The following is an 18,387-nucleotide window of genomic DNA, read 5'->3' as shown; positions in this document are numbered from 1 at the left end:
CCCGCTGCGCAAGAGCAGGGCCGCCGCGGGGAAAGACGAGTGCCGACGAAGAACCCGACCGCGCCGGTGGGCCGAAGACGCGCCCCCGGGCTCGTGATCCTGACACTCGTCATCGCCGCGTTGGCCGGATGTGCCTCGCGCCCTTCGGGCACGCTGCAACCGGTCGCTCCGGAGCCGTCGGTCGCGAGCACCGTCGACATGCTCGTCGCCACCAGCCGTCAGGCGGACCCGGCGCCGGGCGTCCTCTTCAACGGCGAGCGCGGCCGCGGCCTGTCGCTCGCGGATATCACGGTCTCGATCCCCAACCAGCGGGCCGTCGGCACGGTCAACTGGCCGCGCTCCGTGCCCGGCAATCCCGCCCGCGACTTCGTGGTGACCTCGGTCGATCCGCTGCCGGCCAAGGCGATCGGCTCCTGGTTCGGCGCGCTGAAGGGCAAGCCGCGGCCGGTGCTGATCTTCGTCCACGGCTTCAACACGCCGTTCGACGCCTCGGTGTTCCGCTTCGCGCAGATCATGCACGACAGCGGCGAGAAGGCGGCGCCGGTGCTCTTCTCCTGGCCCTCGCGCGGACGGCTGCTCGACTATGCCTATGACCGCGAGAGCGCGAATTTCTCGCGCAGCGACCTCGCCTTCGTCATCCGCGCGGCGGCACGCAGCCCGGCCGTCTCCGAGGTGACGGTGATGGCGCATTCGATGGGCGGCTGGCTCGCGGTCGAAGCGCTGCGGCAGATCGCGCTCGAGGACGGGCGCATCCCCTCGAAGGTCGACAATCTCATCCTCGCCTCGCCCGACCTCGACGTGGACGTGTTCCGCCGCCAAGTCGAGGAAATGGGGAAGGATCGGCCGCATATGACGATCTTCGTCTCGGCGAACGATCGGGCGCTGCGCGCCTCGCGGCTCATCGCCGGCGGCGTCACGCGGGTCGGCGCGATCGATCTCACGCGCGAGCCCTATCTCTCGGCATTCGAGAAGGCGACGGGCGTCACGGTCATCGACCTCACCTTGCTCAACAACGGCGACCGCCTCAACCACTCGAAATTCGCAACGAGTCCCGAGATCGTGCAGCTGCTGGGCGGGCGGATCGCGGCGGGACAGCTGATCTCGGACGCCGATGCACCCGGCGCGAAGCTCGGCACCTCGGCGCAGGAGGCCGGGCAAGCGATCGGCTCGGTCGCCGGCGTCGTCCTCTCGGCGCCGGTCCTCGTCTTCGAGAGCCGCCGGTAGCCGCCCTTCAGGCCTGGCGGTCGCCGAGCCAGTCCTCGACATAGAAGCGGATCAGCGCGATTCGACCGACCGCCATCAGCGGCATGGCGAGCGCGACGCCGAGCGTTCCGAACAGCGTTCCGAACAGCACGATGCCGATCAGCGTCCAGGCGGAGGGCACGTCGGCCGCGCGCTTCTGGATCATCGGGCCGATGATGTAGCCCTCGATCGTCTGGATGACGGTGTAGATGCCGACCGCCCAGATCAGCATCGGGGTGCCGAGCGGCATGGCCACGAGCGCGATCGGGATGGCGGCGACGATGGGCCCGAGATAGGGGATGAAGTTGAGCAGGCCCGCCTGGATGCCGAGAATGAAGGCGCCCGGCACGCCGAGCAGATAGAGCGACAGCCAGACCACGACGCCCATCAGCAGCATGCGCACCGCCTGTCCCAGCAGCCAGGCGCGCAGCACCGAGCCCATTTCGTCGAGGACGGAGCGGACGCGCGGACGCGCGCGCGGCGGCACCAGGACAAGCGCGCTGTCGCGATAGCCGGCCGGATCGAAGGCCAGCGTGACGCCGACGAAGATGATGACGATCGTGGTGGTGAGCACGCTCGTCGCCGTGCCGACCGCCACCGTCGCGTGGCCGAAAAGCTGGCCCATGTCGGGCAGCAGGCCCTGGAAATTGCGGCCGCCCTCCGGCCCGAGCGAGTCGATGCCGAAGGCGAGAAGACGCTCCTGCAGCACGTCGATCTGCGCATCGATGATGGCGATCAGTGCGCGCACCTGCTCCGGCAGCTTCGCGGCGCCCCGCAGCAGGGCGAGAACCGTGATCGCCGTCAGGATCACGATGACGATGCTGAGCCGCCACGTCCGGCCGATCGGCAGGATCGGCCGCAGCCCGCGGGCACAGGCGTCGAGAAAGGCCGCGAAGAGCACGCCGGCGAAGACGACGAAGAGGCTCGAGGCCGTGAACCAGAGGAAGGCGAGGCCGAGACCGACCCCCAGGACCACCAGAAGTCCGACGGCGATGGCCCGCCAGCCGCCGCGCTCGAGCAAGGCGAATTTGGGCGGCGTCTCGGGCATGGCGGGCCTATCGGTGGGAGGATGTGGGCCCCGGCGCCGTGGCAGAAGCCCTGCCCGCTGCCGGGACGATCAGGATCGACGATCGCGGCGCCGCGGGCAACCGCCCGTCAGGCCGCCGCGGGTTCGCCCACAGGCGGCGTTGGTTCGGAGGCTTTCGGCGCGCCCTCGCCTTCCTTCGCGCGGAAGAAGGTGACGTAGAGCGTCGGCAGGAACACGAGCGTCAGGAGCGTCGCGACCAGGAGGCCGCCCATGATCGCGAAGGCCATGGGGCCCCAGAAGATGGTCGGCGCGATCGGGATCATGCCGAGGATCGTCGAGATCGCCGTCAGCATGATCGGCCGGAAGCGCGACACCGTCGCGTTGACGACCGCGTCCCAGACCGGCTGTCCGCTCCGCCGTTCCGATTCGATCTGCTCGATGAGGATGACGGCATTCTTCGCGATGAGCCCCATCAGCGACAGGATGCCGAGGATGGCGACGAAGCCGAGCGGGCGGTTGAAGATGAACAGCGCGCCGACGACGCCGATGAGCCCGAGCGGCACCACGCTCATGACGAGCAGCAGCCGCACGAAGCTCTGGAGCTGCACCATCAGGAAGGTGATCATCAGGAACAGCATGAACGGCACGACGACCATGACGGAGGCCTGCGAGGAGGCGCTCTCCTCGACCGTGCCGCCCACGGCGATCTGATAGCCGGCGGGAAGCGAGGCCGAGAGCTCGGCGATCTTCGGCGCCAGCCCGTCCACGACGGCTTCGGGCGAGCTTTCGGGCGCCACATCGGCCTGGACCGTCAGCGTCGGGACGCGGTCTCGCCGCCAGATCAGCGGATATTCCTGGCTGAACTCGAATCGCGCGACCTGCGAGAGCGGCACCGTGCGGCCATTGGCGAGCGGCACCTGCAGCGTCTGGAGGTTGGACAGCGAGAGGCGGTCGGCGCTCGTGGCACGCGCGACGACGTCGACCAGATAGATGTCGTCGCGGACCTGCGTGACCGTGGTGCCGGAAACGACGGAATTCAGCGCCGAGGCGAGCGAGGCCGACGAAAGGCCGAGCAGCCGCGCCTCGTCCTGGTCGATGCGGACGCGCACCATGCGCGCCGGCTCCATCCAGTCATAATTGACGCGCAGCGCATCGCGGTCGGACGAAACGATGCCGGCGAGCTTCTGCGCGATCGCGCGGACCTGTTCGACCTCCGGGCCGCTGACGCGATACTGCACCGGCCAGCCGACCGGCGGACCGAGCTCGAGCGGCGAGACGCGCGTCACGGCGCCCGGGAAATCATCGGCCAGCAGCTTCTCGAGCTTGTCTTGCAGGCGCAGCCGGGCAGGAACGTCCTTCGCGATGACGACCGCCTGCGAGAAGAACGGATTGGCGAGCTCGACATTCAGCGGCAGGTAGAAGCGGATCGCGCCGCGGCCGACATAGGTGCTCCACTGCGCGACGTCGGGGTCGGACGCGAGGAAGGCGTCGAGCCGCGCCGAGGCGTCGGCGCTGGCCTCGATCGACGCATTCTGCGGCAGGCGGAGGTCAACGAGCAGCTCGGCCCGGTCCGAGGACGGGAAGAACTGGCGCGGCACATGCGGCAGCGTGATGAGCGCCACCACGAAGGCGGCGACCGCGATGCCGATCGTCACCCAGCGCATGCGCATCGCGGTGATGAGCACGGCACGGAAGCCCGCGACGATGCGGCTCGGCCTGGCGTCGGCCTTCTTCGGCTCCGGCTTCTTCAGAAGCACGGCGGCGATGAGCGGCGAGAAGGTGACGGCGCCGATCCACGAGACGACGAGGGCGATGCCGACCACGGCGAAAATCGAGAAGGTGTACTCGCCGGCCGAGCTCTGCGCGAAGCCGATCGGCACGAAGCCGGCGGCGGTCACGAGCGTCCCGGTCAGCATGGCGAGCGCCAGCGTCTTGAAGGTGTTGGATGCCGCCTCTTCCTTGCTCTCGCCCGCGGCAAGCCGCGACGAGATGGAATCGACCGTCGTCATCGCGTCGTCGACGAGCAGGCTGAGCGCGATGATCAGCGCGCCGAGCGAGATACGCTGAAGATCGATGCCCGTCGCGTCCATGACGACGAAGACCATCGCCAGCGACAGCGGGATGGCGAGCGCCACAACGGTGCCGGCGCGGATGCCGAGGCTGACGAAGCTGACGACGGCGATGATCGCGATCGCCTGCCAGAGCGAGGTGGTGAATTCGCCGATCGCGACGTCCACAACCTCGGCCTGGTCGGCGACGAGGTTCGGCTCGATGCCGATCGGCAGCTCGGCGGTGATCGCCTGCATGGACGAGCGGATATTGGCGCCGAGCGCGAGCACGTCGCCGCCATCCTTCATCGAGATGGCGAGGCCGATCGCCGGCTTGCCGTTGACGCGGAACATCGGCTGCGGCGGATCGGCATAGCCGCGATGCACCTCGGCGATGTCGCGCAGGCGGATCAGCCGCCCGTTCGAGACGAAATTGATGTTGAGCAGGTCCTGCTCGGATTCGAAGGCGCCGGAGACGCGGACGGCGATGCGCTCGTCGCCCGTCTCGATCGTGCCGGCGGGGCTGACGACGTTCTGCGCCTGCAGCGCCGCGATCAACTGGCCGCGGTCGATGCCGAGACCGGCGAGCTGTTCCGTCGAGAACTCGACGAAGATGCGCTCGTCCTGCGCGCCGAGGATCTCGATCTTCGAGACATCGGGCAGAGAGAGCAGCTTCGAGCGGATATTCTCCACATAGTCGCGCAGTTCGCGCTGCGTGAACCCGTCGGCGGTGAAGCCGTAGATGGTGCCGAAGGTATCGCCGAAATCGTCGTTGAAGACCGGGCCCACGACGCCCTGCGGCAGCGACCCGCGAATGTCCCCGATGCCCTTGCGTACCTCGTACCAGATGTCGGGAACCTCGGCCGAGGTGATCTCGTCCTTGAGGTTCACGAACAGCGTCGTCCGCCCGGCGGTGGTCTCGCTGCGGACGTCGTCGACCTCCGGGATCTCCTGGATCTTGCGCTCCAGCCGTTCCGTCACCTGCTGCAGCGTGTCGTCGAGCGTGGCGCCCGGCCACGCGGCGCCGACGATCATCGTCTTGATGGTGATCGCCGGATCCTCGGCGCGGCCGAGATGGATGAAGGCCGTCACCCCGGCGACGATGAAGGCCACCATCCAGTAGACGATGAACTGGCGATGCGAGAGCGCCCAGGCCGAGAGATTGAGGCCTTTCATGGCGTCGTCCCGGACGGGACCGTCGCGGCGACGGTGCGCACGACCTGGCCCGGATGCAACGCCTGCACGCCGGCGGTCACCACGACCTCGCCGGGCGTGATGCCGTCCGCGACGATCACGGTGCCCGGATCGTGGCGGACGAGCTCGATATTGCGCAGCGCCACGGTCGAATCGGCCGGATTGACGACGAAAACCGCCGGCTTGCCTTCGGACGTGGTCAGTGCGGTGGCCGGCAGGGCCATGACGGGCCCATCGCTGACCTTGACCGTGCCGCTGACCGTCGATCCGAGAAGCATCGCGGCCGGCGGCTCGTTGATGCCGACGCGGACCGCGAAATTGCGGGTCTGCGCGTCGGCCTGGGGAGCGACTTCCCGGACGCGCCCGATCGCCGTCACCGACGGGTCGGAGGTGAGGCGGATCGTGATCTCCGAATCGGGCGGCGTCGTGCGCAACACCTGCGGCGGCACGTCGAACACGGCGTCGCGGCCGTCCTGCTGCGCGAGGCGGACGATCATCTGACCGGCCTGGACGACCTCGCCCGGCTCGGCGCCGCGCGCGGTCACGGAGCCGTCGACATCGGCGTAGAGCTCGGTGAAGCCGACACGGTCCTGCGCGATCTGGAGCTGCGCCTCGGCATCGTCCAGCTGCGAGCGGGCGGCACGCAGCGCCTGATTGGCCTGGTCCCAGTTGGCCCGCGTCGTGAATCCGCTGGCGAGCAGGCGGTCCTGCCGCTCGAAAGCGTTCTCGGACGTGACGAGTTGCCCCTCGGCGGCGGCGACGGCTGCCTGCGCCGAACGCAGCGCGTTGAGTTCGTTGGCGGGATCGAGCTTGGCCAGAAGCTGACCGGCCTTGACGCGGTCGCCCACATTGACCGGACGCTCGATCATGCGCCCGCCGATGCGGAAGGCCATCGCCGCCTCGTTGCGCGCCTGAACCTGGCCGGTGAGGACGACGGTCTCGACGGCTGGAGCACGCTCGACCGTGATGGTCCGCACGGGCCGCGGCGCCGCTGCCTGCTTCTCTTCCTCGCGGCCGCAGGCCGAGAGCAGCGGCAGCGCCAGCGCCATCACGGCGACGCCTGCGAGGCGCCGCTTACCCCATGCGGTGCTCATGTCTCTGTCTCTCACGACTTTGCCCCCGCCTTGCATTGCGCGGCAGTGAGGCACGCCAGCCCCCGCCTTGCAAGCCGTCTGCGGCAGAGCGCCGCCGGTACGGGAAGTCGCCCTTCGGCCGCGGACCGGCTTTTCGCGCGGACCCTATCCACTCCGCCGTCCGAAGTGATGAGCCGCTCGTCCCGGACCTGTGCGCAGTATCCCAATCCGCCGCGACCTGACCCTGTCGGCTCGCCTCTTCTTGTCAGCGACGGAAAAGTGTCGTCATCCTCGCGCGAGCGCCGCCGGCGAGACCGGCGGCATGGAAAGGCGCTGGCGCCGACCCGGGGGAGCGATCCGCGCGATGGCCCGCAGCATGCGGAACTGGATGAGGCGACACGCGCGATCGGCCGGCCGTTTCGCTGCGTTTCTCGCGCTCTGGTGCATCCTCATGGGCCTCGATCCGAAGGATCTCATTGTCGGCCTGTGCGCGGCAGCGTTCGGCACGCTGGCGGCGGGCGCCCTCCTGCCCGATTCGGCACGGCGACCCTCGGCGCGGGGGCTGATGCGCTTCACCGCGGCCTTCCTGAAGCAATCGCTCCTCGCGGGGATCGACGTCGCCAAGCGGGCCTTCTCGCCGCGGTTGCCGCTGGCGCCCGGCTTCGTCGCGTTCCGCCCTTCCCTGCCGGCAGGGCTCTATCGCGACGCCTTCGTCAGCATATCGGCCATGATGCCGGGAACATTGCCGGTCGGCGGCGATGGGAAGGACGGGGTCGTCGTCCATTGCCTCGACGAGCACCAGCCTGTGCTGCGCGAGATGGCGAAGGACGAGGCACGGCTGCGCGCCGTCTTTTCGGGGGGCGGAAAGCATGGCTGAGGCGCTCACGCTCGCCGCGATCGCGGTTCTCGCGGCGGTCGCGGTGGGACTCGTCCGCGTTCTCCGCGGCCCCTCCCGGCTTGACCGGATGATGGCCGTGCAACTCCTCGGATCGGGCGGCGTCGCCGTGCTGGCGCTGCTGGCGGTGGCGAGTGCGACGGAGGCGATCCTCGACGTGGCGCTGACGCTGGCGCTGCTCGCCGCCTTCGCCTCGGTGGCGCTCGCCCGCGCGCTCGGGCAGGCCCGCGCGGATGGCGAGGAGGCAGGGCGATGAACGCGCTTGTCGGACTCTTCAGCACGGTCGCCATCGCGGCCGGCATCGTCTTCTTTGTCGCCGGGACGACCGGCTTGCTGCGCTTCCCCGATGCGCTGACGCGTCTGCATGCGCTCACCAAGGCCGACAATCTCGGCCTCGGCCTGATCGTGCTCGGCCTGCTGCCGCTCTCGGGAAGCCTCGGCGCCGCCCTGAAGCTCGTCGTGATCTGGGCGCTCGTGCAGTTCGCCGGCGCGACGGTGGCGCAGATGATCGGCGCCCTGGCGGCGGGCGAGCATCCGCCCTCCGGGGGGCGCAGGCGGCGATGACGGCGCTCGTCCTCGATGGCGGCATCGCCCTGCTCACGATCGGCATCGCCGCCTGGACGATCCGCGCGGGCGACGATTTCGCCGCCGTCGTCGGCTTCATCGCCTATGGTCTCGTTCTAACGCTCGCCTGGACGCGGCTCGGCGCCTACGACGTCGCGCTGACGGAGGCGGCCATCGGCGGCGGCGCGACCGGCGTCATCCTGATGCGGGCCGGCGCGCGGGTGAAGCCGGCGCCGGCGAGCCGCCCGTCCAGGCTTGCGCGGATCATCGTCGGCGCTCTCTCGGCGGCCGTCGCGGCCGGCCTTGCGGCGGTGGTCCTGCTGCCGCCGCAGCCGGCGCCGAGCCTCGCCCTGGACGTTCGCGAGCATCTCGCCTCGACCGGGCTCGGCAATCCGATCGGCGGCGTCCTGATGGCCTATCGCGCCGCCGACACCTTCCTCGAGACGGTGGTGGTCCTGCTGGCGCTGTTCGGCGTCTGGTCGCTCGGCCGCGACGCGCATTGGGGCGGACGCCCGGGACCTGCCCCGCGGCCGGGGATCGGCGGCCCGCTGCCGCTCTTCGCGCGCATCCTCGTCCCCGCCGGCATCGTCATCGGCATCTACATCGTCTGGGTCGGCGCCGACGCTCCGGGCGGCAAATTCCAGGGCGCGACGATCCTCGCAGCCATGGCGATCCTCGCCGGCATGGCCGGCCTCGTGGCTGCGCCGGCGACATCCGGGCGGCGACTGCGCTGGCTGCTCGCCGCCGGGCCGATCGTCTTCGTCGGCATCGGCCTTGCCGGCATCCCGCTCGCCGGGGCTTTCCTCGCCTATCCGCCCGGCTTCGAAAAACCGCTGATCCTGGTTATCGAGGTGGCGCTGACCGTCTCGCTCGCCGCCATGCTGGCGCTGATCGTCGCCGGCCCGCCGGAGCGGTCTCCATGAGCCTCGCCCCGTTCGACGCCGCCACCCTGTTCGGGCTGATGGGAGCGATCCTCGTCGGCCTCGGGCTCTATGGCGTCGTCCTGCTCGAAAGCTTCCTGCGGCGGCTGCTCGCCTTCAATCTCCTCGGCGGCGGCGTCTTCATCCTGTTCGGCGTCGTCGCCCGCCGCGGCGCCGGGGCGGGCTTCAGCGGCGATCCGGTGCCGCAGGCGCTGGTGATCACCGGCATCGTCGTCGCCTTCTGCGCCACCGCGCTCGCAATCACGCTGATCGAGCGGCTCGGCGAGGAGGACGGCGACGACGCGTCCGGAGGCGGCTCGTGAACGCCGCGATGCTCGCGACGACCCCGGGCGGCGGACTGCTCGTCGCCGCGATCACCGTGCCGGTGATCGGCATCCTGCTGCTCTGGCTGGTCCGCCCGCGCGACGTCGAGACCGTGGCGCTGGCCGCCCTCCTCGCCAATCTCGGCGTCGCTCTCGCGGTCCTCGAGAAGGTGGCGGCGGGCGCCGCTCCGCTCGTCTATCTCATCGGCGGCTGGCAGCCGCCGCTCGGCCTCGCGCTCCGCGCCGACGGCATCGCCGCCGTCTTCATGGCCATGGCCGCCATCGTGCTGGTGCCGGTCGCGGTCTATGCCCGCGGGCAGTTCGGCGCGCCCGGCGAGCGGCGGCCGATGGTCTTCTGGACCATGCTGCTCGCCATCACCGCCGCGCTGAACCTGATCTTTCTCGGCGAGGACCTCTTCAATCTCTATGTGGCGCTCGAACTGCTGACCTTCGCGGCCGTGCCGCTGGTCAGCCTCGACGGCAGCCGCGAGACGCTGAAGGCGGCGCTGCGCTATCTCGTGTTCGCGCTCGCGGGGTCGGTTCTCTACCTGCTCGGCGTCGCGATCATCTACGGCGCCTATGGCACGCTCGATCTCGGCGGCCTCGCCGCGCTGCGCGGGCCGGACGGCGCGCTGCTCGTCGCGGTCGGCCTCATGACCGCGGGGCTCGCGGCGAAGACCGCGCTCTTCCCGCTGCATCTCTGGCTGCCGCCCGCCCATGCCGGCGCGCCGCCGGCGGCGAGCGCCGTCCTGTCGGCTCTGGTGGTGAAAGGCTCGTTCTTCATCGCGCTGAGGCTCTGGTTCGACCTCCTGCCGCCGGAGCGGGCGGTGGCGGGATCGACGCTGCTCGGCGTGTTCGGCGCCGCAGCCGTCGTCGTCGGATCGGCCATGGCGCTGCGCCAGGCGCGGCTGAAGCTGCTCGTCGCCTATTCGACCGTCGCGCAGCTCGGCTATCTGTTCCTCGTCTTCCCGCTCGGCCTCGGCAGCGGCGCCGCGCCGTTCGAGAGCACCGCCTGGACGGCGGGCGCGCTGCAACTGATGGCCCACGCCTTCGCCAAGGCGGCGATGTTCATGGCGGCCGGCCTCGTCTACGAGGCCATCGGCCATGACAGGATCGCCGAATTCCGCGGTCTCGGCCGCATCGCGCCGCTCACCGTGCTCACCATGACGCTCGCCTCGATCTCGCTGATGGGGCTGCCGCCGTCCGGCGGCTTCTCCGCCAAGTGGCTGATGCTGACGGCGGCCTTCGGCGAGGGGGCGTGGTGGTGGGTGCTGGTGATCGCCGCCGGCGGCCTGCTCGCGGCCGGCTATGTCTTCCGCATCCTCGTGCCGGCCTTCACGCCGCCCGAAGAGCCGGCCGCGCGCAAGAAGCCGGTCGTCGTCACGCGCGAAGCGGCGGCGCTGGCGCTCGCGCTCGCCGCCATCCTCATCGGCTTCCTGCCGCTCGCGCCCTGGCCGCTTCTCGCCGTCGGCCGCATCGCCGCGGGGGCGCCATGACGCCGGACGCCGCCCTCTCGCCGCTTGCCCCGCTCCTGCTCGCGCTCGCCAGCCTCTTTCCGCTGGCACTTCTCGCTCTGACGCTTGCTGCACCCGGCTTCCGGCCGAGGCTCGCCGGCCTGCTCTGGCTGGCGCCGCTGCCGGGGCTCGCGGCGGCGCTCCTCGCGACCGGAGGCGCCGTCGCCCTCCCCGCGCCGCTTGCGCTTGGGCTCGCGCTCGACGAGCCCGGCGCGCTGCTGCTCGGTTCCGCCGCGCTCATCTGGTGCGCCGCCGGCATCGCAGCGCCGGCCTGGTGGGGCGAGCGGCTGCGCAGCCTGCCCTATCAGGCCTGGTGGCTGGCGACGCTCGCCGGCAGCATGACGGTCTTCATCGCCGCCGATCTCGTCACCTTCTATCTCGCCTTCTCGCTGGTGAGCCTCGCCGGCTACGGCCTCGTGACGCGCGACGGGACGCCCGCGGCGCTGAAGGCCGGCCGCGTCTATTTCGCCCTGGCCGTCACGGGCGAGGCGTTCCTGCTCTCCGGCTTCGTGCTGCTGGCGCTCGGCGCCGGCGGGGAAACGCGGATCGCGGCGATCGTCGCGGCGCTGCCATCCGCGCCACTCGTGACGCCCGCCCTCGTCCTCGTCCTTCTCGGCCTTGCCGCGAAGCTCGGCCTGGTGCCGCTGCACCTGTGGATGCCGCCGAGCTATGGCGCCGCGCCCTACCCCGCCGCCGCCGTCCTCTCCGGCGCGGCGGTGAAGGCCGGAGTGATCGGCCTCGTGCGCTTCCTGCCCTTCGGGACACCGCTCGAGACGCTCGGCATGGCGCTCGCGGTCGCCGGCTTCTTCTCGGCCTTCTTCGGCGTCGCGGTCGGCCTGACGCAGCGCCACCCCAAGCACGTCCTCGCTTATTCCAGCATCAGCCAGATGGGAGTCATCGCCGCGGTGGCCGGGCTCTCGCTCGCCGCCGGTCGCGCCGTAGCCCCGACCGAGATCGCCTTCTATGGCCTGCACCACGTCTTCGCCAAGGGCGGCCTCTTCCTCGCGCTCGCCGCACTGTCCATGAACGGTGGCCGTGGCCGGGCGGCTCTCTTCTGGCCGGCGGCGATCGTGGCGCTCGGCATCGCCGGCCTGCCGCTGACGGGCGGCGCGCTCGCCAAACTCGCCATCAAGGACGCTCTCGGCAGCGGCTGGCCCAAGACGCTCGGCAGTGTCTCGGCGGTCGCGAGCACCGTGCTGATGCTGCATTTCCTGACGCTCGCGAGCGTGGCCCGGTCCCGCGACGCCTCAGCCATTGCGCCGGTCGCGATCCGCGCCGCCTGGTGGGGTACGGCGCTGGCCTCGCTCGTCCTGCCCTGGCTGCTGTTCCCCATGGTCGGCGGCAGCATCGCCGAAGCCCTCGCGCCGTCATCGCTCCTCGAACTCGCATGGCCGGTCATGGCTGGCGCCGCGCTCTTCGCGCTGCTGCGCCTCTGGCGGAACCGGCCGAGCCTGCCGCCCGGCGACATCCTCGCGATCATCCGGCAGGGGGAGCCCTGGCTTGGCAGGCTCTCGAACGGTGTCGCGGCGATCGAGGGCTTCCTCACCGACTGGACGGTGGCGGGCGCGGTGCTGCTGCTGCTCGCCATCGCGCTGGCCGGCGCGATGCTCTGACGTCTCGCGCGATCAGGCGCCGATGCGGTTCAGGATGTCGCCGAGCGAAGACCCGCCGGGACCCATGCCGGGCCGGCGCATGCTCGGCGCCGCCGTCCTCCGCGCAAGCGCGGCGCGGGCCTGGCTCGGGCTGTAGCCGAACTCGGCGCGGAAGGCACGGCTGAAGGCGGAGGCGTCCGGGAAGCCGACCCGCTCGGCGATCGCCACGATGGCGCTCGTCTCCAGCGGATCGAGAAGCGCACGATGCGCGGCGAGCAGCCGCTGGCGGCGGATATAGGCCGTGACGCCGCCGAGCGGCTCGAACAGGCGATACAGCCGGGAGCGCGACACGCCCAGCATGCGGCCGAGCTGCACCGGACCGAACGCGAAGGCGCCGAGATGCTGGTTGACGATGCGCCGGGCGCGATCGACCAGTGAGGCTGCCAGAACGTCGTTGGCCGCCTCAAGGCGGTCGGCACTCGGCAGCAGGCAGGCGCCGATCATTTCGCGCGTCGCTTCGATCACCGCCGGAAATGCCTCCGGCGGCAATTCCGGCAACCGGCGCGACAGGCTGAGAACGTAGTCCGCGAGGAGCGCGGAGAGCGGACCGGACGGAATCATGTTGTCGAGCCGGTCGAGCGTCGCGGCGCCACTGCGGAAGAGATCGCGCGGCACATAGAGACTGACGACGGTCTCGGCGCCGTTGCCATACCCCTCGAAGGGACGGGCGAGCGAGCGGAGGAAGAGCTCGGGCTCTGCGGACCGCGCCCGGTCCGGGATCACCAGTACGAGACACCAGTGATCGAGCGGATGGCGATCGAGATGATGCCAGACCCGCTCGCCGCCAGGCATGCGGGCCCGCGCCAGCGCCATGCTGCCGAGGTTCCAGACCTCCTGCTCCGCGTCGAAGCCATCGTCGGTGTCGGTGGGGAGTTCGATGTCGATCGCAGCCGACATGAAGTCCCGCCACGCCTCGAACTGCTCGGCGAGCGCGAGTTCCTTCGTGACGATCCGAATCGGCTCGACCTTGCCAGATGGCAGCGTCGACGAAACTTCCCCTAAGGGAACGGCCATGCCCATGGTGCGAACCCCCGATGCCCGCGACCTCCGGCGACACTACACCCGCTGCGACAAAGTCGCAAAAAAGGCCGAAGAGCACGCCGGAATCGCGTCCGGCATAGCGCGTGTCATGCGGACAGGCGAGGCATCGTGTAGTTTTGCACAATCGGAGCGGATGGGAGCCGGCATGGCCAGGAACACGCGACCCCGGACGAAACCCGCGGACGCCGAGAAGGCGGACAGTGCAGCGCCGGAAGGCCGCGACGCCGGCAGCGCGCCGGCCGAGGGACCCATCCTCATCGATCTCGCTCTCCAGGGCGGCGGCTCGCATGGCGCCTTCACCTGGGGCGTGCTGGATCGCCTGCTGCAGGACGAGCGCTTCACGATCGACGGCGTTTCGGGAACATCGGCCGGGGCCATGAACGCGGCCGTGATGGCGGCCGGCTTCGCGAAGGGCGGCGTCGCCGGCGCCCGCGCGGCTCTCGATGCCTATTGGCGCAGCGTCGCCGATGCGGCGCAGTTCAGCCCGTTCCAGCGCGGCCCGCTCGACGTGCTCCTCGGCCGCTGGACCCTCGATCACTCGCCGCTGTTCGTGACGATGGACATGATGTCCCGTCTGTTCTCGCCCTATGACTTCAATCCCACGGGCCGCAATCCGCTGCGCGGCCTGCTGGAGGAGGCGATCGATTTCGAGGCGCTGAAGGTCTCGCCCATCCGCGTCTTCATCACCGCCACCAATGTGCGCACCGGGCGCGGCCGCGTCTTCCGCAATGCCGAGATCACGCCCGACGTCCTGCTCGCCTCGGCCTGCCTGCCGACCCTGTTCCAGGCGGTGGAAATCGACGGCGAGAGCTACTGGGACGGCGGCTATTCCGGCAACCCGACCATCACGCCGCTGGTGCGCGAGTGCCAGTCGAACGACACGATCCTCATACCGATCAATCCGGTCGAGCGGCGCGGAACGCCCGAAACCGCGCGCGACATCATGAACCGCCTGAACGAGGTCTCGTTCAACGCGGTGCTGCTGAAGGAGCTGCGCATGATCGCCATGCTGCGGCAGGTCGCCGATCCCGGCCACAGCGAAGGCGCGCAATGGGCGAGGATGCGTATCCACATGGTGCGCAACGAGATCATGTCGACGCTCGGCTATTCCTCCAAGCTGAACGCCGAATGGCCGTTCCTCTCCATGCTGCGCGAGGAGGGCTCCAAGTCCGCATCCGACTTCCTCGCGATCAACGGCGACGAGATCGGCAAGCGCTCGACGCTCGATCTCGATCGCCTGCTGGAGGGCGTGTGATGGGCCTCGCGCTGGGGCTGGTCGGCATTCTCTGCGGGCTCGGCCTGCTGGTCTTCCTCGCCTATCGCGGCTGGAGCGTCCTGCTGCTGGCCCCCGCCGCGGCGCTCATCGCGGCGCTCTTCTCGGGCGAGCCCCTGCTGGCGCACTGGACGCAGACCTTCATGGGAAGCGCCGCACTGTTCATCGGCCAGTTCTTCCCGCTCTTCCTGCTCGGCGCGTTGTTCGGCAAGCTCATGGAGGACAGCGGCGCCGTCGCCACCATCGCCGAATTCATGACCGAGAAGCTCGGCACGGGACGCGCGGTTCTGGCCGTCGTCCTCGCCGGCGCCATCGTCACCTATGGCGGCGTCAGCCTCTTCGTCGCTCTGTTCGTGATCGCGCCGATGGCCGAGGCGCTGTTCCGGTCGGCGGACATACCGCGCCGGCTGATGGCTCCCGCGATCGCGCTGGGCACCTTCACCTTCACCATGATGGCCCTGCCCGGCACACCGGCGATCCAGAACGCGATCCCGATGCCGTTCTTCGGCACGACGCCCTTCGCAGCGCCCGGCCTCGGCATCATCGCCTCGGCGATCATGCTCGGTTTCGGCCTCTGGTGGCTCGCGATGCAGGAGGGCAAGGCACGGCGCGCGGGAGAGGGTTTCGGCGGTGTCGTCGGCGCCGCCGCCCCAGACCTCGCCGATCCGGTCCTGCGCGAGAGGGCGACGACGGCGCGCGAATTCGATCCGGCCGAGATCGCCCATGGCCATCAGAGCGCGGACCACCCGCCGATCGCCATCGCCGCGCTGCCGCTCGTGCTCGTCATTCTCGTCAATCTGCTGATGTCCTTCGTCGTCCTGCCGCGGCTCGATTTCGCCTTCCTCGCCGAGCCGCGCTGGGGCGGCATTTCGCTGGCGGCTGTGAGCGGCGTCTGGTCGGTCGCGGTGGCGCTGTTCGTGGCGATCGTCGCGACGGTGGCTCTCAACAGGCGCCGCCTGCCGAAGCTGCGCGAGACCATGGATGCCGGCGCCAATGCCTCGGTGCTGCCCATCATGGGCGTCGCGAGCCTTGTCGGCTTCGGCGCGGTGGTCGCCGCCCTCCCCGCCTTCGCGCTGGTGCGCGACTGGGTGCTGTCGATCGGCGGCGGCCCGCTCGTCTCGATGGCGGTGGCGACCAACATCCTCGCCGCGCTCACCGGCTCGGCGTCCGGCGGCCTCACCATCGCGCTCGACGCGCTGGGCGGCACCTATCTCAAGCTCGCGGCCGAACTCGGCATCGATCCGTCGCTGCTGCACCGCGTCGCCGTCATGAGCGCGGGCACGCTCGACAGCCTGCCGCATAGCGGCGCAGTGGTGACGCTGCTCGCCGTCTGCGGCGTGACGCCGAAGGACAGCTACCGCGACATCGTCATGGTGGCGATCGTCGGCGCGATCCTGGCGCTGATCGCCGTGATCCTGCTCGGCTCGCTGTTCGGATCGTTCTGAGGAGCGCTTTCCTCAGTGATGCAGGATCTGGCTGAGGAACAGCTTGGTCCGCTCGTGCTGCGGATTGGTGAAGAAGGTCTCCGGGTCGGCCTGCTCGATGATCTGTCCGCCATCCATGAAGATGACGCGGTTGGCGACCTGACGCGCGAAGCCCATTTCGTGCGTCACGCAGATCATGGTCATGCCCTCCATGGCGAGGCCGACCATCACGTCGAGCACTTCCTTGATCATCTCGGGATCGAGCGCCGAGGTCGGCTCGTCGAACAGCATGACGCGCGGATTCATGCAGAGCGAACGCGCGATGGCGACGCGCTGCTGCTGGCCGCCCGAGAGCTGGCCCGGATATTTCGCCGCCTGCTCGGGGATCTTCACCCGCCGCAGATAGTGCATCGCCACCTCTTCCGCCTCGGCCTTCGGCATCTTGCGGACATGGATGAGCGCCAGCGTGCAGTTCTCGAGGATCGTCAGATGCGGAAACAGGTTGAAGTGCTGGAACACCATGCCGACCTCGCGCCGCACCTCGTCGATGCGCTTCAGATCGTTGGTGAGCTCGATGCCGTCGACGACGATCTTGCCCTTCTGGTGTTCCTCCAGGCGGTTGATGCAGCGGATCATCGTCGACTTGCCCGAGCCCGAAGGCCCGGCCACGACGATGCGCTCGCCGCGCATCACCTTGAGGTTGATGTCGCGCAGCACGTGGAATTCGCCGAACCACTTGTTGACGTCGACCATCTCGACGGCGGTGTCGGTGGCCGAGACGGTGAGCCGCGGCGGCTTGGCCTCGATTTCGGACGAGAGGGTCTCGGACATGGAATCCCCTTGTGACAGCCTTATCGGCGGCGGCCTCTGTCGAGCCGCCTTTCGGTGAACGCGGCATAGCGGGACATCGCGAAGCAGAATGCCCAGAACACCATGGCCGCAAAGATATAGCCGGTGATGCCGGTGACGGGCGATGCCCATTTGGCGTCGTTGGCGGAGGCCTGGATCTGCCCGAGCAGATCGAAGAGGCCGATGATCGCCACCAGCGTCGTGTCCTTGAAGAGCGAGATGAACGATCCGACGATGCCGGGAATGACCAGCCTCAGGGCCTGCGGCAGGATCACGAGGCGCATCCGCTGCCAGAAACCGAGGCCGAGCGCCATCGCGCCTTCGTATTGCCCGCGCGGGATCGCCTGCAGGCCGCCGCGGATCACCTCCGCCAGATAGGCCGCCTCGAACAGCGCCACGCCGACCAGCGCGCGCAGCAGCTTGTCGAAGGTGACGCCGTCGGGAAGGAAGAGCGGCAGCATCACCGAGGCCATGAAGAGCACGGTGATCAGCGGCACGCCGCGCCAGAACTCGATGAAGGCGATCGACGCCGTCCGCACGACCGGCATGCTGGAGCGCCGTCCGAGCGCCAGCCCCACGGCGAGCGGCAGCGACGCCACCATGCCGGTGACGGCGACGACGAGCGTGACCAGCAAGCCGCCCCAGTTCGACGTCTCGACCGGAACGAGCCCGAAATCGAAGCCGGTGACGAGGAAGACGACGGCGAGCCCGCCGATGACGACGGCGATGCCGGATCCCGACTGTGCCGCCGGGCTGCCCGTCAGCCAGCTGACGAAACCCATGGCCAGCAGCACCGCCCCGGCGACCAGCGCGAATTCGATGGCAAAGCGGAGCGGTCCCGGCGCCACGATCTCGGCGGGCAGGAAACTGCCGCGATAGCCGAGGCCGCCGCCCGTCAACAGCACGAAGGCCGCGAGCGGATAGGCCGTCAGGAGCAGGATGGCGTTGAGACGCTTCCACGGCACGCGCGGGATCAGCATCGGCACCAGCATCAGGACGAGCAGCAGGAAGACGATGTCGACGCGCCAGCGCTCCGGGATCGGATAGCGGCCGTAGATGAACTGCGGCAGATAGGCCTTCACATAGGCCCAGCACGCTCCGGTCGCCTGCGCGCAGGCGGCGCGGTCGTCGCCGGTCCAGACCGCGTCGACGATCGTGAAGCGGATCACCGGCACCAGGCACCAGACGATGAACGCCGCGGCGAGGATCGTCAGGACGGTGTTGAAGGGGCTGGAAAAGAGGTTGGTCCGCGCCCAGCCGACGGCGCCGACCGTGCTCGGCGGCGCCGGTCGCTCGGCGATGATCTGTTCGCGCACGTAGCTGGCGGGGGCGGCGGTGTCGCTCATCG

General features: G+C 69.8%; 16 protein-coding genes. 10 read left to right on the top strand and 6 right to left on the bottom strand.

The genetic code is table 11. The features are described 5' to 3' along the window. The first annotated feature begins 39 nt into the window (after nucleotides 1-39). Nucleotides 40-1,224, top strand: coding sequence for an alpha/beta hydrolase (locus QO015_RS00605; protein ID WP_266282160.1), 1,185 nt, complete (start codon nucleotides 40-42; stop codon nucleotides 1,222-1,224). A gap of 7 nt (nucleotides 1,225-1,231) precedes the next feature. On the opposite strand, the gene QO015_RS00600 is transcribed toward QO015_RS00605, so the two are convergent. The 3 genes from QO015_RS00600 to QO015_RS00590 all read right to left on the bottom strand — a co-directional run bounded on the left by QO015_RS00600 (nucleotide 1,232) and on the right by QO015_RS00590 (nucleotide 6,605). Continuing rightward, complete coding sequence (locus QO015_RS00600; RefSeq protein WP_266282161.1) at nucleotides 1,232-2,290, bottom strand: AI-2E family transporter; 1,059 nt, start codon at nucleotides 2,288-2,290, stop codon at nucleotides 1,232-1,234. 107 nt (nucleotides 2,291-2,397) lie between these two features. Continuing rightward, a complete protein-coding gene (locus tag QO015_RS00595; protein WP_266282162.1) occupies nucleotides 2,398-5,493 on the bottom strand; it encodes an efflux RND transporter permease subunit in 3,096 nt (1,031 codons plus the stop codon). Then, nucleotides 5,490-6,605, bottom strand: coding sequence for an efflux RND transporter periplasmic adaptor subunit (locus QO015_RS00590; protein WP_266282163.1), 1,116 nt, complete (start codon nucleotides 6,603-6,605; stop codon nucleotides 5,490-5,492). The genes QO015_RS00595 and QO015_RS00590 overlap by 4 nt, the downstream gene beginning before the upstream one ends. Before the next feature lie 367 nt (nucleotides 6,606-6,972). Here QO015_RS00590 and QO015_RS00585 point away from each other — a divergent pair, with 367 nt between their 5' ends. From QO015_RS00585 to QO015_RS00555, 7 genes are read left to right on the top strand one after another with little or no spacing between them, the layout of a single operon-like run. After that, the gene (locus QO015_RS00585) at nucleotides 6,973-7,461 is read left to right on the top strand and encodes a Na+/H+ antiporter subunit E (RefSeq protein WP_266282164.1); all 489 of its coding nucleotides are present in this window, start codon (nucleotides 6,973-6,975) and stop codon (nucleotides 7,459-7,461) included. Continuing rightward, nucleotides 7,454-7,735, top strand: a complete 282-nt coding sequence (locus QO015_RS00580; RefSeq protein ID WP_266282165.1) for a monovalent cation/H+ antiporter complex subunit F — start codon at nucleotides 7,454-7,456, stop codon at nucleotides 7,733-7,735. Before QO015_RS00585 ends, QO015_RS00580 begins: the two co-directional genes overlap by 8 nt. Then, the gene (locus QO015_RS00575) at nucleotides 7,732-8,043 is read left to right on the top strand and encodes a cation:proton antiporter (RefSeq protein WP_266282166.1); all 312 of its coding nucleotides are present in this window, start codon (nucleotides 7,732-7,734) and stop codon (nucleotides 8,041-8,043) included. The genes QO015_RS00580 and QO015_RS00575 overlap by 4 nt, the downstream gene beginning before the upstream one ends. After that, nucleotides 8,040-8,966: a hydrogenase subunit MbhD domain-containing protein gene (locus QO015_RS00570; RefSeq protein WP_266282167.1), complete on the top strand. Its 927-nt coding sequence runs from the start codon at nucleotides 8,040-8,042 to the stop codon at nucleotides 8,964-8,966. The genes QO015_RS00575 and QO015_RS00570 overlap by 4 nt, the downstream gene beginning before the upstream one ends. Beyond that, entirely contained in the window at nucleotides 8,963-9,286 is a 324-nt protein-coding gene (locus QO015_RS00565; protein WP_266282168.1) for an NADH-quinone oxidoreductase subunit K, read from the top strand. Before QO015_RS00570 ends, QO015_RS00565 begins: the two co-directional genes overlap by 4 nt. Further along, the gene (locus QO015_RS00560) at nucleotides 9,283-10,782 is read left to right on the top strand and encodes a complex I subunit 5 family protein (RefSeq protein WP_266282169.1); all 1,500 of its coding nucleotides are present in this window, start codon (nucleotides 9,283-9,285) and stop codon (nucleotides 10,780-10,782) included. The genes QO015_RS00565 and QO015_RS00560 overlap by 4 nt, the downstream gene beginning before the upstream one ends. After that, nucleotides 10,779-12,413, top strand: coding sequence for a proton-conducting transporter transmembrane domain-containing protein (locus tag QO015_RS00555; protein ID WP_266282171.1), 1,635 nt, complete (start codon nucleotides 10,779-10,781; stop codon nucleotides 12,411-12,413). The genes QO015_RS00560 and QO015_RS00555 overlap by 4 nt, the downstream gene beginning before the upstream one ends. 12 nt (nucleotides 12,414-12,425) lie before the next feature. Here the strand turns inward: QO015_RS00555 and QO015_RS00550 are convergent, their stop codons facing one another. Then, nucleotides 12,426-13,466: a helix-turn-helix domain-containing protein gene (locus QO015_RS00550; RefSeq protein WP_266282173.1), complete on the bottom strand. Its 1,041-nt coding sequence runs from the start codon at nucleotides 13,464-13,466 to the stop codon at nucleotides 12,426-12,428. Nucleotides 13,467-13,638: 172 nt separating this feature from the next. Between QO015_RS00550 and QO015_RS00545 the strand changes: the two genes are divergently transcribed. Both QO015_RS00545 and QO015_RS00540 read left to right on the top strand, forming a co-directional pair. Beyond that, nucleotides 13,639-14,748 carry a patatin-like phospholipase family protein gene (locus QO015_RS00545; RefSeq protein WP_266282175.1) on the top strand — a complete coding sequence of 370 codons (1,110 nt, stop codon included), beginning with the start codon at nucleotides 13,639-13,641 and terminating at the stop codon, nucleotides 14,746-14,748. A gap of 11 nt (nucleotides 14,749-14,759) precedes the next feature. Then, nucleotides 14,760-16,211 carry a GntP family permease gene (locus tag QO015_RS00540; protein WP_266282532.1) on the top strand — a complete coding sequence of 484 codons (1,452 nt, stop codon included), beginning with the start codon at nucleotides 14,760-14,762 and terminating at the stop codon, nucleotides 16,209-16,211. A 12-nt stretch (nucleotides 16,212-16,223) separates the two neighbouring features. Here the strand turns inward: QO015_RS00540 and QO015_RS00535 are convergent, their stop codons facing one another. Both QO015_RS00535 and QO015_RS00530 read right to left on the bottom strand, forming a co-directional pair. Continuing rightward, nucleotides 16,224-17,021 carry an amino acid ABC transporter ATP-binding protein gene (locus tag QO015_RS00535; RefSeq protein WP_307287994.1) on the bottom strand — a complete coding sequence of 266 codons (798 nt, stop codon included), beginning with the start codon at nucleotides 17,019-17,021 and terminating at the stop codon, nucleotides 16,224-16,226. A 20-nt stretch (nucleotides 17,022-17,041) separates the two neighbouring features. Further along, nucleotides 17,042-18,385, bottom strand: a complete 1,344-nt coding sequence (locus tag QO015_RS00530; protein ID WP_266282176.1) for an amino acid ABC transporter permease — start codon at nucleotides 18,383-18,385, stop codon at nucleotides 17,042-17,044. Nucleotides 18,386-18,387 lie beyond the last annotated feature (2 nt).

Origin of the sequence: Kaistia geumhonensis, assembly GCF_030815145.1 — a bacterium.
In the GTDB taxonomy this organism is placed as follows: domain Bacteria; phylum Pseudomonadota; class Alphaproteobacteria; order Rhizobiales; family Kaistiaceae; genus Kaistia; species Kaistia geumhonensis.
This window is presented reverse-complemented; position numbering and strand designations above follow the sequence as displayed.

Bases quoted from the DNA above. Each gene is read 5' to 3' on its own strand.
- QO015_RS00575 (WP_266282166.1), top strand. From the start codon at position 7,732: ATGAACGCGCTTGTCGGACTCTTCAGCACGGTCGCCATCGCGGCCGGC.
- QO015_RS00590 (WP_266282163.1), bottom strand. From the start codon at position 6,605: ATGAGCACCGCATGGGGTAAGCGGCGCCTCGCAGGCGTCGCCGTGATG.
- QO015_RS00535 (WP_307287994.1), bottom strand. From the start codon at position 17,021: ATGTCCGAGACCCTCTCGTCCGAAATCGAGGCCAAGCCGCCGCGGCTC.
- QO015_RS00595 (WP_266282162.1), bottom strand. From the start codon at position 5,493: ATGAAAGGCCTCAATCTCTCGGCCTGGGCGCTCTCGCATCGCCAGTTC.
- QO015_RS00545 (WP_266282175.1), top strand. From the start codon at position 13,639: ATGGCCAGGAACACGCGACCCCGGACGAAACCCGCGGACGCCGAGAAG.
- QO015_RS00530 (WP_266282176.1), bottom strand. From the start codon at position 18,385: ATGAGCGACACCGCCGCCCCCGCCAGCTACGTGCGCGAACAGATCATC.
- QO015_RS00565 (WP_266282168.1), top strand. From the start codon at position 8,963: ATGAGCCTCGCCCCGTTCGACGCCGCCACCCTGTTCGGGCTGATGGGA.
- QO015_RS00580 (WP_266282165.1), top strand. From the start codon at position 7,454: ATGGCTGAGGCGCTCACGCTCGCCGCGATCGCGGTTCTCGCGGCGGTC.
- QO015_RS00570 (WP_266282167.1), top strand. From the start codon at position 8,040: ATGACGGCGCTCGTCCTCGATGGCGGCATCGCCCTGCTCACGATCGGC.
- QO015_RS00555 (WP_266282171.1), top strand. From the start codon at position 10,779: ATGACGCCGGACGCCGCCCTCTCGCCGCTTGCCCCGCTCCTGCTCGCG.
- QO015_RS00585 (WP_266282164.1), top strand. From the start codon at position 6,973: ATGAGGCGACACGCGCGATCGGCCGGCCGTTTCGCTGCGTTTCTCGCG.
- QO015_RS00600 (WP_266282161.1), bottom strand. From the start codon at position 2,290: ATGCCCGAGACGCCGCCCAAATTCGCCTTGCTCGAGCGCGGCGGCTGG.
- QO015_RS00550 (WP_266282173.1), bottom strand. From the start codon at position 13,466: ATGGCCGTTCCCTTAGGGGAAGTTTCGTCGACGCTGCCATCTGGCAAG.